This is a genomic window from Phenylobacterium aquaticum, from assembly GCF_947378715.1.
Classification (GTDB): domain Bacteria; phylum Pseudomonadota; class Alphaproteobacteria; order Caulobacterales; family Caulobacteraceae; genus Phenylobacterium; species Phenylobacterium aquaticum_A.
In genome coordinates, this window is the sequence record NZ_CANCLE010000034.1 from 15,375 (window position 1) to 27,987 (window position 12,613).

At 69.1% G+C, this 12,613-nt stretch carries 12 protein-coding genes; 9 read left to right on the forward strand and 3 right to left on the reverse strand.

The features are described from left to right. Window positions 1-11 precede the first annotated feature (11 nt). A complete protein-coding gene (gene hspQ, locus Q7P21_RS06760; protein ID WP_304164717.1) occupies window positions 12-350 on the reverse strand; it encodes a heat shock protein HspQ in 339 nt (112 codons plus the stop codon). Window positions 351-688: 338 nt separating this feature from the next. Between hspQ and Q7P21_RS06765 the strand changes: the two genes are divergently transcribed. The 3 genes from Q7P21_RS06765 (at window position 689) to Q7P21_RS06775 (ending at window position 3,104) form a co-directional block, all read left to right on the forward strand. Further along, window positions 689-1,753 carry a Ppx/GppA phosphatase family protein gene (locus Q7P21_RS06765; protein WP_304164768.1) on the forward strand — a complete coding sequence of 355 codons (1,065 nt, stop codon included), beginning with the start codon at window positions 689-691 and terminating at the stop codon, window positions 1,751-1,753. Beyond that, complete coding sequence (locus Q7P21_RS06770; RefSeq protein WP_304176335.1) at window positions 1,750-2,457, forward strand: RlmE family RNA methyltransferase; 708 nt, start codon at window positions 1,750-1,752, stop codon at window positions 2,455-2,457. Before Q7P21_RS06765 ends, Q7P21_RS06770 begins: the two co-directional genes overlap by 4 nt. Window positions 2,458-2,561: 104 nt before the next feature. Further along, on the forward strand, window positions 2,562-3,104 hold the full coding sequence (locus Q7P21_RS06775; RefSeq protein WP_304164712.1) for a hypothetical protein: 543 nt from the start codon (window positions 2,562-2,564) through the stop codon (window positions 3,102-3,104). 11 nt (window positions 3,105-3,115) lie between these two features. Here the strand turns inward: Q7P21_RS06775 and Q7P21_RS06780 are convergent, their stop codons facing one another. Then, entirely contained in the window at window positions 3,116-3,961 is an 846-nt protein-coding gene (locus Q7P21_RS06780; protein WP_304176337.1) for a LytTR family DNA-binding domain-containing protein, read from the reverse strand. A gap of 150 nt (window positions 3,962-4,111) precedes the next feature. Between Q7P21_RS06780 and Q7P21_RS06785 the strand changes: the two genes are divergently transcribed. Further along, window positions 4,112-5,710 carry a carboxylesterase/lipase family protein gene (locus tag Q7P21_RS06785; protein ID WP_304176339.1) on the forward strand — a complete coding sequence of 533 codons (1,599 nt, stop codon included), beginning with the start codon at window positions 4,112-4,114 and terminating at the stop codon, window positions 5,708-5,710. On the opposite strand, the gene Q7P21_RS06790 is transcribed toward Q7P21_RS06785, so the two are convergent. Continuing rightward, complete coding sequence (locus Q7P21_RS06790; RefSeq protein ID WP_304164705.1) at window positions 5,655-6,548, reverse strand: LysR family transcriptional regulator; 894 nt, start codon at window positions 6,546-6,548, stop codon at window positions 5,655-5,657. The two genes, Q7P21_RS06785 and Q7P21_RS06790, sit on opposite strands and share 56 nt — an antisense overlap. 54 nt (window positions 6,549-6,602) lie before the next feature. Here Q7P21_RS06790 and Q7P21_RS06795 point away from each other — a divergent pair, with 54 nt between their 5' ends. The 5 genes from Q7P21_RS06795 to guaA form a co-directional block, all read left to right on the forward strand. Further along, window positions 6,603-7,796: an MFS transporter gene (locus Q7P21_RS06795; RefSeq protein ID WP_304164703.1), complete on the forward strand. Its 1,194-nt coding sequence runs from the start codon at window positions 6,603-6,605 to the stop codon at window positions 7,794-7,796. 71 nt (window positions 7,797-7,867) lie between these two features. Next, the gene (gene guaB / locus Q7P21_RS06800; RefSeq protein WP_304164702.1) at window positions 7,868-9,328 is read left to right on the forward strand and encodes an IMP dehydrogenase; all 1,461 of its coding nucleotides are present in this window, start codon (window positions 7,868-7,870) and stop codon (window positions 9,326-9,328) included. Between the two features lie 3 nt (window positions 9,329-9,331). Further along, complete coding sequence (locus Q7P21_RS06805) at window positions 9,332-9,736, forward strand: MAPEG family protein (RefSeq protein WP_304164699.1); 405 nt, start codon at window positions 9,332-9,334, stop codon at window positions 9,734-9,736. Next, window positions 9,729-11,006 carry an RsmB/NOP family class I SAM-dependent RNA methyltransferase gene (locus Q7P21_RS06810; RefSeq protein WP_304164696.1) on the forward strand — a complete coding sequence of 426 codons (1,278 nt, stop codon included), beginning with the start codon at window positions 9,729-9,731 and terminating at the stop codon, window positions 11,004-11,006. Before Q7P21_RS06805 ends, Q7P21_RS06810 begins: the two co-directional genes overlap by 8 nt. A 31-nt stretch (window positions 11,007-11,037) precedes the next feature. Beyond that, window positions 11,038-12,613, forward strand: a 1,576-nt coding sequence (guaA, locus tag Q7P21_RS06815) for a glutamine-hydrolyzing GMP synthase (protein WP_304164692.1), incomplete at its 3' end; no start/stop codon positions are given.

Here is a 12,613-nt window from a genome sequence, read left to right on the forward strand (position 1 = left end):
CGACCCGCGCGTCAGTGGCTGATGCGCGGGCGCAGGGTGTAGTGGCCGTGATCGAAGGATTCGAAGATCAGCGGCGCCTGCGGGTGGCCCACCGGTTCACCGCTTTCGTCCGCGAGCAGGTTCTGCTCCGAGACATAGGCCACGTACGAGTTCTCCTCGTTCTCGGCCAGCAGGTGATAGAACGGCTGGTCCTTGCGCGGCCGGATGTGCTCCGGAATCGACAGCCACCACTCTTCGGTATTGGCGAAGGTGGGGTCGACATCGAAGATCACGCCCCGGAAGGCGAAGACACGGTGTTTCACGACATCGCCAATGGCGAATTTCGCGAGGCGAACGTCGGGTACGGTCATCGCGACCCTGCCGACGCCAAAATTGTCGGTTCGAGCATCCATGAAAGGGAATCTACACCACGCCACCTAACCAGGAGGTGAACGTAGCGATCATGTTTCGGTCTGCAAGGCCGTGCCTTCCGGGAGGCGAGCCCTTCGGCTACAGTCGCCGTGAAATGAGGCGTGGCTTCCACGCCTGCGACAGATAGGCGATCCATGTCAGAGACGCCCCCGGGGCGCGTTCGTGTCGAACGCCGCCCCCGAAGCTCGATTGCGCGCGCCCGATGGGCGGTGGCGCAGTGACTCAGACCGACGGCCGCGTCCAGGCGGACGCCGGCGCCACAGGCCGTGACCCCGCGCTGAGCGAACAGGTCTGCTACGGCGCTCTCGACCTCGGCACCAACAACTGCCGCCTGCTGATCGCCACCCCGAACGGCAAGAGCTTCCGGGTCGTGGAGGCCTATTCTCGCATCGTGCGGCTGGGCGAGGGCCTGTCCCAGACCGGGCGGCTTTCCGAGGTGGCGATGGAGCGCGCCATGGCCGCCCTGAAGGTCAGCGCCGAGAAGGTTCGCCGCCGACGTGTGGTCAAGCTCAAAGCCATAGCCACTCAGGCCTGCCGCTCAGCGGAGAACGGCCCGGAGTTCATCGCCCGGGTGGCCGAGGAGACCGGCCTTAAGCTGCAGATCATCTCTCCGAAGGAGGAAGCCCAGCTCTCCGTGGCGGGCTGTTTGAACCTGTTGGACCACACCGCCGAGGCCGCTCTGGTGGTTGACGTCGGCGGCGGCTCCACAGAGCTGTCCTGGGTCGACATGAAGGGCGGCGGACTGGACGCCGACCCCGCCCGTTTCGCCGCCGGCAAGCTGCCAATCCGGGCCTGGTTGTCGATCCCGATCGGGGTGGTGACCCTGGCGGAACAGTTCCCGGAAGGGGAGGCCGCGACCCAGGCCTGGTTCCGCGAAATGGTGGAGCGGGTGAAGTCCGAACTGGCCGTCTTCCGCCATGCCGATCCCATGCGGCCGGTGTTCGACGCCGACCGCGCGCACCTGATCGGAACCTCCGGCGCGATCACCAGCCTGGCCGGCATGCACCTGGGGCTGCGGCGATATGACCGAAGCCGGGTGGACGGAATCTGGATGACCCGGGCTGAATGCGAAGCGTCGGCGGACCTGTTGCTGAACCTGAGTCCCAAGGCCCGGGCGGACCAGCCCTGCATCGGTCCGGACCGCGCCGACCTGGTCCTGGCCGGCGCAGCCATCCTTCAGGCGGTCCAGGAACTATGGCCCTGCACTCGCGTGCGGGTCGCTGATCGCGGCCTGCGCGAAGGCATATTGATGTCCCTGATGTCGGAGCGCGGTCCTGGCCGCAGGCGCAAGCGCCGTCGTGGTCGCCGTCCCGCCGCCCGGGCCCCGGAGAGCCCCCAATGAGCGAAGAGCCCCCCCGCAAGCGCATGGTCAAGCCGCCTACTGGCGGCACGGAGGAAGGTCGCGGCAAGCCCGCGCGCCTCAAGACCGCCAAGATGCGCACGCCCTCGTCCCAGGCCTGGCTGTCGCGCCAGGTGAATGACCCGTTCTCGGCCAAGGCCCGCGCCCACGGCTATCGGTCGCGCGCCGCCTACAAGGTCAGTGAGCTGGACGACAAGTTGAAGGTGCTGAAGCCCGGCGCCCGTGTGATCGATCTGGGCCTTGCCCCCGGCGGCTGGACCCAGGTCGCGATCGAGCGTGGCGTCACCCACATCGTCGGCGTCGACCTGCTGCCGGTCGATCCCATGCCGCCGGCCCACATTGTCCAGATGGACTTCACCGACCCGGCCTGCGGCCCGCTGCTGATCCAGCTGCTGGGCGGCCCGCCCGACGTGGTGATGTCGGACATGGCTCCCAACACCGTCGGCCATCGCCGCACCGACCACCTGCGGATCATGGGACTGATCGAGATCGCCGCCGAGTTCGCCATCGGCGTGCTCAAGCCTGGCGGCGTGTTCATCGCCAAGGCCTTCCAGGGGGGTGAGACCGCTCCGGTCATGACGATCCTGAAGCAGAACTTCTCCGACGTCCGCAACCTGAAGCCCAAGGCCAGCCGGGCCGACAGCTCCGAAGTCTATCTGGTGGCGACGGGGTTCAAGGGGCGGTAAGGGCGGAACCGGGCGCACCAGCCAAAGCCGGACAGGTGAATCGCCTTGACCGCGATCCGCGCAGGCCGACCCCTCATGGGATCAGCCGCCTTGAAGAGCCCGCCATGACCTTCCGATTTGGACCTCTGTTCGCCAAGACCGTCCTATGCTTGGCGATCCTCGCCGCCGGGCCAGCGGCCGCCTCGGCCCAGCAGTGGGATTTCCTGAAGGGCAGCTACTGGTCGGTGCCGCAGGAGAACCTGCTGGCCTATGCGGTGAGCCCCAAGCTGCCGGCCCCGCTGCCATCGCAAGACCAGACGGTCTACCATGTCACCGACTACCACAATGGCTTCTTCTGGGGGTCGAACGTCACCTCGATCAACGGCAATGTCACCTGCGCCACCCTGTTGGGTTCGGTCACGCCGGACGGGCGGGTGCTGCTGAGCTTCGTCTCCACGGCCTCGGATGGAACCACCAGCCAGCAGGTCGGCTATGGCCAGATGACCATGAGCGACGGCGCCTGGACCATGCTGAACCAGACCGCCGCGCCGAACTTCGCCCACTGGGCCTATATGGTGCAGTCCAAGCCCGGCGACGCCAGCTGGAAGAGCCTGCCGGGCGTGCGCCAATCCGTGCCCCAGTTCCTGGGTCAGTGCGGCGGGTCCTGAGGCGGTAGGGTTCAGGACACAGGCGCCAGCCGGGCGCGCAGGGCTTCGCGGTGGCCGCGGCTCATCCGCAGCTCGGTCCCGCCGGCCAGTCGCACCAGGCCGTCGCCGTTGGATAGTGGTTCGACCTCGCGGATGTAGGCGATGGCGACGATCGTCCGCCGATGGATGCGGGCGAACCGGGCGGGATCGAGCCGCGCCAGCAGCCGGGCGGAGGTCTCTCGCGACAGGTGGGTCCGCCCCTCGGCGTGCAGGGCCTGGTAGTTGCCCTGGGTCTCGATCCATTCGACGGCGCTCAGGTCGAGCACGGTCAGCCGCCCGTTTTCGCCAATGGTCAGGCGGTCAGGCCAGTCGGGGGCTGGCGTTGGGGCGATGGTCGCCGGTTCCCTGAGCCGGCCGGTGACCTGGACCGCCGCCAAGAACAAGGCCTGGCAGAAGATCAGCAACAGCAGATTGGCCGCCATCTGGCCCCGCACTTCGGCGAGGCGCGGCGCGCCCTGCCGTTCGAAGATCCAGGCGGCGAGGAAGCAGGAGATCAAGATCAGGACGGGCGCCAGGATGAGGATGGTGACGGTCTGCGCCGCGAGGCCCCGCCAGGGCGCGGACCCCGCGATGGGGAACCGCCGCGTCGCGAGCACCAGGAGCGGCGTCACCCCGGAGCCCAGCAGTGCGGCGGACACCAGCCGGGTCGCCTCCAGCCCCCAATGGGGATGGAAGCCTGCGTCCAGGGCGCTCACCACATTGCCCGGCTCAAGGGCGGCCATGAACACCAGCCAATAGAGGAAACCCAGCCCCGTCCATTGGCGGACGGACAGGGCGTGGCTCTGGGCTGCGGAAGGGGCGGGTGACGGCGTGGCCATGGCCCGATCTATCTGACCCGGCACGCGGGCGCCCGTCCAGTGGCGCGGGTTTGTGACCATGCGACGCCGGGCTGGGACGGGTCGGTCTTCAACCGGCCGGGCTTGGGGCCGACTGTGAGCCCCGGAAATCCTGGGGACCTGGAACAGCTCATGAAGATCATCGCGGCGGCGATCGCCCTGGCGCTGGGCATGGCGGGCGTCGCCCGGGCCGGGGCGCCTCTGGTCCATGCCGAAGCGGGCTGGGTGCGGGGCGCTACGGCGGGTGGCGTGACCGCCTATCTGGGATTGCCCTATGCCGCCCCACCCTTAGGCGAACGACGCTGGCGGCCACCTGCCGCGCCGGCGCCCTGGACGGGCGTCCGCGACGCGACGGCGTTTCAACCGGCCTGCCTGCAGACCGGGGTCTCCATGCCGGGAGAGGCGCCGCCCCGGATCAGCGAGGACTGTCTCTATCTCAACGTCTGGACCCCGAGGACCGTCCCGCGCGCCGGAGCGCCGGTGATGGTCTGGATCCATGGCGGGGGCTACAGCAATGGCTCGACCGCCATGCCGCTCTATGCCGGGGATCGGCTTGCCCGACGCGGGGTCGTGGTGGTCAGTTTGGCCTACAGGCTCGGCCCCTTGGGCTACCTGGCCCATCCGGACCTTAGCCGCGAGGGCGGTGGCGCCTCCGGCGACTATGGCCTGATGGATCAGATCGCCGCCCTGGAGTGGGTCAAAGCCAATATTGCCGCCTTTGGCGGTGACCCCGGTCGGGTGACGATATTCGGTCAATCAGCCGGCGCCATGTCGGTCAGTCTGCTGATCGCCTCGCCCCAGGCCGAGGGGCTTTTCCAGCGGGCGATCGGCCAGAGCGGCGGGGTGTTCGAACCCCTGGCCCTGGCGCCGGCCTATCAACTGCCCCAGGCGGAGCGGGACGGGGAGGCCTATGCCGGGTCCCTGGGCGTGACCTCGCTCCAGGCCCTGCGCGCCCTGCCGGCCGCGCGGCTGCTGGAGGGAAAGGCCGATCTGGTCAGCCACCCGGTGGTTGGCCCGCCCGTCCTGCCGTTGTCTCCGGCTGACGCCTTCGCGGCGGGACGGGTGAACAGGGTTCCGGTCCTCGTCGGCTACAATGCGCAGGAGGCTCGCGCCTTGACCGATCTCGCCCGCGTGACGGCGGCCAACTACGCCACCGAACTGACCCGCGCCTGGGGACCGCTGCCGCCCGGCATCGTCGCGGCCTATCCCTTCGTTGACGACGTCGGCGCCCGCCAGGCCCGCGCCGATCTGGAGCGTGATCTTCGGTTCGGTTGGGACATGTGGGCCTGGGCGCGGCTGCAGGCCGCGAGCGGGTCGCCCGTCTGGCTCTACCGCTTCGACCAGCGTCCGCCATTTCCGGCAGGTTCCGTCCGCGCGGGCTGGGGCCCCAGCCACTTCGCCGAGCTCTGGTACATGTTCGATCACCTCGACCAGGAGCCCTGGGCCTGGACCCGGGACGACCGCAAGCTGGCCAGGGTGATGGCCTCCTACTGGGTCAATTTCGCGCGCACGGGAAATCCGAACGGCGGAGGTCTGCCGCCCTGGCCAGGGTTTGACCCCAGCACCGATCAGGTCCAGCGCCTGGGCCCATCGGTGGCCACGGTGGCCAATCCGGATCTGGCCTCCCTGAGCGCCTTCGACCGGACCTATGAGGTCCTGCGCGGTCACCCGCTCCTCAGCCGGCAGGCGGCGCCTCGGTCGTCTTTCCCTCCGCCACCAGCCAGGCCCTGAACCGGTCCAGCCCGCGTTTGCTGACGCCGGGCGCGGCCAACAGGGCGAAGGCGCTCTCGGCCTTGCGGAAGCCAAAGGGGGCTGCGAGGCGCCCCGCGCGGATATAGTCGGCGACCAAGGGCCAGGGCATGACCGCCGCGCCCAGGCCGGCTATGGCGGCGTCGAGCGCGAAGTGCAGGTGAGCGAAGGGCTGTTCGCGCGCCTGCGCCAGCTCCACCCCGGCCAGGGCCGCCCAGATCGCCCAGCCCTGCGGATGGGTCACCGCCGCCAGCCTGGGCGCCTGCAATGGATCAGCGGCGAAGCGCTCGGCCAGGGCGGGGGCCATGACCAGACCCAGGTGGCTCTGGATGAACGGCGTCACCAGGGGATCGGCCAGCCGGGCGGAAGGCACGAGCCGCACCACGGCGTCGGCCCCCCGGTGCGAGGTGGCGTGGCTGGACAATTCGGCCAGGTGCAGACGAACCTCGGGGTAGGTCTCCGCGAACCGGGTCAGGCGCGGAATCAGCCATTTCACCGAGATGCTGGCGTTGACCGCGATGTGCAGGTCCTCGGACCCGCCGCGGATACGGCCGACGGCGCCGGCGATCTGGTCGAAGGCGGCGGTCAGAGCGGGCAGCAGTTCGCGGCCGGCCTCGGTCAGTTCCAGCCGGTGCTTGGGGCCCATGAACAGCCGTACGCCCAAGGTCTCTTCCAACGCCTTGACCTGACGGCTGACCGCCGAGTGAGTAACGCGCAACTCCTCGGCCGCCAGGGTTGCGCGCCCGGTCCGGGCCATGGCCTCGAAGGCGCGCAGGGCGTTCAGCGAGGGTAGGGGTCTCAATGTGAGATTTTCGAACATCAGTGAGCCAATATGTCGATTTCCGCGAAACGACAAATGCCGCATAGGCTTGCCATGGCGGAACCCAACCCAGATGCGACGCGCTCCCCGGTCCTCACCGGCGGCGGCCTGGGTCTGGGCCAGATGCTCGCCTTCGGCTCCAGCTTCTATCTGATGGGCGTGCTCGGCGACGGCATGTCGGCCGATCTCCACGTCCGGCCGTCCTTCGCCGCCAGCCTGATGTCGCTCGCCTTCTTGGCCAGCGCGCTCGCCGCCCCGGCCGTGGGCCGCGCGGTCGATCGGCGCGGCGGCAAGGGGGTGTTGCTTGCCTCCAACCTGGTCTTCGTCGCCGGCCTGATCCTGGTCGGGACCGCCCCCGCCGCCTGGGCCGTGGCGCTGGGCCTGGCGGTGATCGGGATCGGCATGGCCATGGGGCTCTACGCCACGCCCTTTGCGATCCTGGTCTCGCTCTATGGCGACCAGGCGCGGCGACCGATCACGGCGGTGTCGCTGATCGGCGGCCTGGGCTCAACGGTCGGCTGGCCCCTGACCCTGGCCTTCGAGCAGCATTTCGGCTGGCGCGGCGCCTGCTTCGCCTGGGCCGCCGTCCAGGCCCTGGTCTGTCTGCCGCTCAACGCCCTCGTCGTGCCGCGCATCACGCCAGAGCCGCACGATCCGGCCGCCCCAAGCGCGGCCGTCACCTGGGACCGGCCCATGGTTCAACTGGCGGTGCTGTTCGCCTGCGCCTGGTTCGTCTCGACCTGCATGAGCGCCCATCTGCCCCAGCTGCTGGGCGCCTTCGGCCTGACCCCGGCCCAGGCTGCGGCGACCGCCGCTCTGGTCGGGGTGGCGGCGGTCAGCGTGCGGTTCGCCGAGATCACCGTTCTGCGCCGCTTTCACCCGCTGGCCGCCACGCGGGTCGCCACCCTGATGCATCCGCTGGGCGCCCTCTGCATCGGCCTGATGGGCGCCGCCGGCGCGCCGCTGATGGCCCTGGGCCAGGGCGCCGGCAACGGCATGCTGACGGTCGCCAAGGGGGTCCTGCCGCTCCAGCTCTATGGAAAATCCAACTACGCCTACCGCTCGGCCCTGCTGTCGCGCCCCGCCGGCTTCGCCCAGATCGGCGGGCCCGTGGTCTATGGCCTGGCCCTGGACCACTCCCGCTGGACGGCGCTCGGCCTCTCGGCAGGCCTCTGCCTGGTGATGTTCGCCATGACCTTCGGGCTGAAATCGACCGTCACCGCCCCATATAAGGACCTCGCCGCATGAGAAGCCTCGACGCGACCCTTGCCCCGGGGGCCCATGACCCCCTATACGCACCCCGCAAAATGGAGAGTCTCATGGAGATTCGCGAAGGGCTTACCTTCGACGATGTTTTGCTTGAACCGGGTCCGTCGGATGTGATGCCGACCCAGGTGGACACGACCACCAAGTTCACACGCGAAATCAGTCTGAATATCCCGCTGGTGTCCTCCGCCATGGACACCGTCACCGAGAGCCGGCTGGCCATCGCCATGGCCCAGGCCGGCGGCATGGGCATCCTGCACCGCAATCTGACGGTGGAGGAGCAGGCCGACCAGGTGCGCGAGGTGAAGCGCTACGAAAGCGGCATGGTCATCAATCCTCTGACCATCCACCCGGACACCCGGCTGCGCGAGGTTCGGGAGATCAAGGCGCGCCGCAAGATCTCCGGCTTCCCGGTGGTCGAGCCCGGCACCGGCAAGCTGGTCGGCATCCTGACCAACCGCGACATGCGGTTCGAGGGCTCCGACGACGTCCCGGCCAAGGCGCTGATGACCACCGAGAACCTGGTCACGGTCCGCGAGGGCTGCACCCAGGCCGAGGCCCGCGACCTGCTGCGACGTCACAAGATCGAGCGGTTGATCGTTGTCGACGACACCTATCGGGCCATCGGCCTGATCACCGTCAAGGACATGGAAAAGGCCGAGGCCCACCCCATCGCCGCCAAGGACGCCCAGGGCCGCCTGCTGGTAGGCGCCGCCTCCACCGTGGGCGACGCGGGCTATGAGCGCTCGATGGCCCTGGTCGACGCGGGGGTGGACGTGGTGGTGATCGACACCGCCCACGGCCACAATTCCGATGTCGCCAAGGCGGTCGGCCGGCTGAAGCGCGAGACCAACCGCGTCCAGATCGTCGCCGGAAATGTCGCCACCTATGAAGGCGCCCGCGCCCTGATCGACGCCGGGGCGGACGCGGTGAAGGTCGGCATCGGGCCGGGCTCCATCTGCACCACCCGCATCGTCGCCGGGGTGGGCGTGCCGCAGCTGACCGCCATCGCCGACGCCGTCCGCGCCGCCAAGGGCACCGACGTGCCGATCATCGCCGACGGCGGGATCAAATATTCCGGCGACCTCGCCAAGGCCATCGCCATGGGCGCCCACGCGGCCATGATGGGCTCGGCCTTCGCCGGCACTGATGAGGCGCCCGGCGAGGTGTTCCTCTACCAGGGGCGCTCCTACAAGGCCTATCGCGGCATGGGCTCGCTCGGGGCCATGGCCTCGGGCTCCGCCGACCGCTACTTCCAGAAGGAGGTCTCGGCCCTCAAGCTGGTGCCCGAGGGCATCGAGGGTCAGGTCGCCTATAAGGGCCCGATCGGCGCCATATTGCACCAGATGGTCGGCGGTCTTCGCGCCGCCATGGGCTATGTGGGGGCCGGCGATATCGTCAGCTTCCAGGAACGCGCGCGGTTCATCCGGATCACCGGGGCGGGCCTGCGCGAAAGCCACGTCCACGACGTCATGATGACCCGTGAGGCCCCCAACTATTCGAGCCCGGTCTAGATCATGAACGCAGCGCCGGAACTCCTGCTCATCGGAGCTGCGATCATCGTCGGGATCGTCCAGCTGGTCTGGGCGACCGTGGCCGCGCGGCTGCACCCCGAACAGGACCTGAAATGGGCCGCCGGCCCCCGGGACGAACACCGCGTCCTGACCGGGGTGGCGGGGCGCCTGGACCGGGCCTACCGGAACTTCCAGGAAACCTTCCCCTTCTTCGTGGCGGCGACCTTCGCGGCCTATCTGGTCGCCAAGACCGGGGAGCTCACCCTCTGGGGTGGTCTGCTCTATGTCTGCGCCCGCATCGTCTATGTCCCGCTCTATGCGGCCGGCGCCACCGGCCTGCGCACCCTGGTCTGGTTTGTCAGCATGGTCGGCGTCGGCATGATCGTGGCGGCGATCTTCCTTGCGTGACGGCGGGCGCCTCACTGCGGCCATCGAGGTTCTGACCGACGTCGAAACCCGCCATCGCCCCGTCAAGCTGGCCCTGAAGGGCTGGGGCGAGAGCGCCCGTTACGCCGGCTCCAAGGATCGCGCCTTCATCTCCGGCCTGGCCATGGATGTCCTGCGCCGGCGGCGTTCGCTGGCCTGGGCCATGGGCGAAGATAGCCCGCGCGCCGCGGCCATCGGGGCGCTGAAATTCTACTGGGGCTGGCCGGTCGAGCGGATCGCCGAGGCCTGTGGCGAGGAGTTCCACGGTCACGGCCCCCTCACGGAGGCCGAGCGCGCCGTCCTGGCTGCGCCGCGCGACCTCGCAGATGCGCCGGCCTCGGTGCGCGGCGACTATCCCGCCTGGCTGGAGCCGGACTTCGTCCGCGCCTTTGGCGACCGCGCCGCCGAGGAGGGCCAGGGCCTGTCGGCTCGGGCGCCCATCGACCTGCGGGTCAATCTGCTGAAGACCGATCCGACCCGAGGCGCCAAGGCGCTGGGTCCGCTGAACGCTGCGCCGGCCGGCATACTGCCCACCGCCTTCCGCATACCCGCGCCTGAGCCCATGGAGCGCGCCGGGGCGGTGGAGACCATTCCCGCCTTCTCCAAGGGCTGGTTCGAGGTCCAGGATCTGGGCTCCCAGATCGCCGCGTCCTGCGCCGGCGAGATCAAGGGCCGCCAGGTCCTCGACCTCTGCGCGGGCGGCGGCGGCAAGACCCTGGCGCTCGCCGCCATGATGGGCAATTCGGGCCAGATCTATGCCTATGACAGCGAGGCGCGCCGCCTGGCCGACACCATCCGCCGCGCTGACCGGGCCGGCGTCCGCGCCATCCAGATCCGCTCGCCGGTCAATCCCGACCCGCTGAAGGACCTGAAGGCCAAGATGGACGTGGTGTTCATCGACGCCCCCTGCAGCGGTACGGGCGCCTGGCGCCGCCATCCAGACACCAAGTGGCGGCTGACGCCGGAGACGCTCGCCAAGCGCCTGGCCGACCAGGACCTGGTGCTGGACGAGGGCGCGACCTTCGTGAAGCCCGGCGGGCGGATCATCTATGTGACCTGCTCGATCCTGCCCCAGGAGGACGAGGACCGAGTCGCGGCCTTCCTGGCCCGCACCCCGGGCTACAGCCTGCTTCCCGCCAGCTACGACCCCGATCTCGCGCGCTTCCTGACCCCTGAGGGCTATCTGCGCCTGTCCCCGGCCAGCGCCGACACCGACGGCTTCTTCGTCGCGGTGCTGGAGCGCGCCAAATGACCTGTCTCACGCCTCGCACCTGAAGACCCGCATGACCCAGACCCCCGCACACGCCCCCGCTGAACATGAGCGCGTCCTGATCGTCGATTTCGGCAGCCAGGTGACCCAGTTGATCGCGCGTCGCCTGCGCGAGAGCGGCGTCTATTGCGAGATCCATCCCTACGACAAGGTCGAGGCCATGCTCGAGGCCTATACCCCCAAGGCGGTGATCCTCTCGGGCGGACCGGCCAGCGTCCATGAGGACGAGAGCCCGTCGGTGACCCACAAGGTCTTCGAGCTCGGCGTGCCGGTGCTGGGCATCTGCTATGGCGAGATGACCATGTGCGCGGAACTCGGTGGCAAGGTCGAAGGTGGCCACACCCGCGAATTCGGCCGCGCCGAGATCCAGATCGAACGGGACAGCCCGCTGCTCGCCGGCCTCGGCGGGGTCGGCGCGACAGAGACCGTCTGGATGAGCCATGGCGACAAGATCACCGCCATTCCTGCGGGCTTCCAGGTCGTGGCGTCCTCCGAGGGCTCGCCCTACGCGGTGATCGCCGATGAGGCCCGCCGCTTCTACGGGATCCAGTTCCATCCGGAGGTGGCGCACACCCCGCGCGGGGCCCAGATGCTGCGCAACTTCACCCATGGCGTGGCCGGGCTGAAGGGCGACTGGACCATGGCCTCGTTCCGCCAGGAGATGGTCGCCAGGATTCGCGCCCAGGTGGGCGAGGGCAAGGTGATCTGCGGCCTGTCCGGCGGCGTGGATTCCTCGGTGGCCGCCGTCCTGATCCACGAGGCGATCGGAGACCAGCTGACCTGCGTCTTCGTCGACACCGGCCTCCTGCGGCACAACGAGGCCGAGCAGGTCGTGACCATGTTCCGTGACCACTACAACATCCCGCTGATCCACGTGGACGCCGGCGACATGTTCCTGGACGAACTGGCCGGGGTTTCCGATCCCGAGACCAAGCGCAAGACCATCGGGCGTCTGTTCATCGACGTGTTCGACAAGGAGAGCGCCAAGATCGAGGGCGCGGCCTTCCTGGCCCAGGGCACGCTCTATCCGGACGTGATCGAAAGCGTCTCGGCGCGCGGCGGCCCCTCGGCGGTGATCAAGAGCCACCATAATGTCGGCGGCCTGCCGGACTATATGAAGCTCAAGCTGGTCGAGCCCTTGCGCGAACTGTTCAAGGACGAGGTCCGCGCATTGGGCGTCGAACTCGGCCTGCCGCCGGCCTTCGTCGGCCGCCACCCGTTCCCGGGGCCCGGCCTGGCCATCCGCATCCCCGGCGAGATCACCCGCGAAAAGGTCGCCGTCCTGCAGAAGGCCGACGCCATCTATCTCGACGAGATCCGCAAAGCCGGGCTCTACGACAAGATCTGGCAGGCCTTCGCCGTGCTGCTGCCGGTCAAGACCGTCGGCGTCATGGGCGACGCCCGCACCTATGAGGATGTGCTGGCCCTGCGCGCCGTCACCTCCACCGACGGCATGACCGCCGACTTCTTCGAGTTCCCCTGGGAGGTCCTCGGCCGCTGCGCCACCCGGATCATCAACGAGGTCCGGGGCGTCAACCGCGTGGTCTATGACGTCACGTCCAAGCCGCCTGGGACCATCGAGTGGGAGT

Excerpts from the sequence above, each read along its gene's own strand:
- hspQ (WP_304164717.1), bottom strand. The coding sequence starts at position 350 with ATGACCGTACCCGACGTTCGCCTCGCGAAATTCGCCATTGGCGATGTC.
- Q7P21_RS06770 (WP_304176335.1), top strand. The coding sequence starts at position 1,750 with ATGAGCGAAGAGCCCCCCCGCAAGCGCATGGTCAAGCCGCCTACTGGC.
- Q7P21_RS06775 (WP_304164712.1), top strand. The coding sequence starts at position 2,562 with ATGACCTTCCGATTTGGACCTCTGTTCGCCAAGACCGTCCTATGCTTG.
- Q7P21_RS06780 (WP_304176337.1), bottom strand. The coding sequence starts at position 3,961 with ATGGCCACGCCGTCACCCGCCCCTTCCGCAGCCCAGAGCCACGCCCTG.
- Q7P21_RS06785 (WP_304176339.1), top strand. The coding sequence starts at position 4,112 with ATGAAGATCATCGCGGCGGCGATCGCCCTGGCGCTGGGCATGGCGGGC.
- Q7P21_RS06790 (WP_304164705.1), bottom strand. The coding sequence starts at position 6,548 with ATGTTCGAAAATCTCACATTGAGACCCCTACCCTCGCTGAACGCCCTG.
- Q7P21_RS06795 (WP_304164703.1), top strand. The coding sequence starts at position 6,603 with ATGGCGGAACCCAACCCAGATGCGACGCGCTCCCCGGTCCTCACCGGC.
- guaB (WP_304164702.1), top strand. The coding sequence starts at position 7,868 with ATGGAGATTCGCGAAGGGCTTACCTTCGACGATGTTTTGCTTGAACCG.
- Q7P21_RS06805 (WP_304164699.1), top strand. The coding sequence starts at position 9,332 with ATGAACGCAGCGCCGGAACTCCTGCTCATCGGAGCTGCGATCATCGTC.